The sequence below is a fragment of the Hafnia sp. HMSC23F03 genome (assembly GCF_001816025.1).
GTDB lineage: Bacteria > Pseudomonadota > Gammaproteobacteria > Enterobacterales > Enterobacteriaceae > Hafnia > Hafnia paralvei.
Window position 1 is genome coordinate 1 of sequence record NZ_KV824236.1, and the last position, 1,152, is coordinate 1,152.

Genomic DNA, 1,152 nt, shown 5'->3' on the forward strand with positions numbered 1-1,152 from the left:
TTAATTTCACGCTGGCCCTCTATGAGAACGTCGTGTAGCACCGTCCAATCCAACCATTGGTGAGGGGGGCATTCAGGCAAACGCAACACATCCTCTTGTAGACCGTGGGAAAGAATATGTTCAACTGATTCACACACCAGATACAGCTCAATAGTACCAAACCGCGCGCCTTTGTTAAGGATGGCCTTGAGCACTTCGGGCAGCGTATCGTCGTTTTCATCCAACCAACTTGGCTGGTCACTCTCTTTAGCCACAAGGCGGAAACGGCGTGTCTGGCGCTCAAACACCGTTTGTCCAATTGACATTAACGCGGCCTGAATGCGCCGCGAATCCTCTAAGACCTGACTACAGACACTTCCAATCGCCTCGCGTATACAGATTAGGACAATCGTGAGTTCCTCCTGCGTCAGCCATTGCGCGGCAAAGGGAATAGCAATCTGCATCATATTCCCCGGTTGCATGGGATCTTGCGTATATCGGTTGCCATAGAGCACTAACTCGGCTTGGCTGCCCGTCAGCTTGCCGATGGCTTCTTCCAGTCGATAACGCGGGGGCCAACGTCTGGCAGGTATACGGCTTAAAAACAGTAACCAGCTCGGCGGCACCCAGTCTCGCGTAAATGCTTATCCACCCCGGCCAGCGCCCGGGATAGCATTGGACGACATCAATATGGTCAGGCCATCCCTGCGCTAACATCAGTGCCCTACCGTGATAGCAAATCAGGGTGTTGAGTACGGTATTTTCTTTATTTTCGTGCATATGAAGCACCTCAATCAAATCAAAGGGGCATTCACGCTGCGCACGGCGGCGTGAATAACGATTAAGACTGCAACAATTTGCGTATCTGGATCAGGCTGTTGAGTTTCTGCTGCATCCCTTCGGGGATCTCGTGGTTCTCGTCGCGGGATTGCCACTCCAGGGCCCGTGCAGAGGAGTCCCCCGCGCAGCAGCGTGGATGAGGAGCGTAGCGACATCCTTGTATACAGACGTCGAAGTACAGGGCATCGTCAGGATCGCGTAAAAGTCAGCGTTGAAACGCTGCGACAATCATTGACCGAGCGAACACATCAGGTAATTGAGATAGTCATACTTGGATATTCAACGCCAACGTCGCTGATTGGGACCACGGTCCCACTTAAATATTCAATGCCA

At 52.3% G+C, this 1,152-nt stretch carries 1 pseudogene; it reads right to left on the reverse strand.

Annotation, left to right across the window (positions count from 1 at the left end):
- Positions 1–759: pseudogene (locus HMPREF3091_RS18190) on the reverse strand (hypothetical protein); the annotation flags it as partial.
- Positions 760–1,152 lie beyond the last annotated feature (393 nt).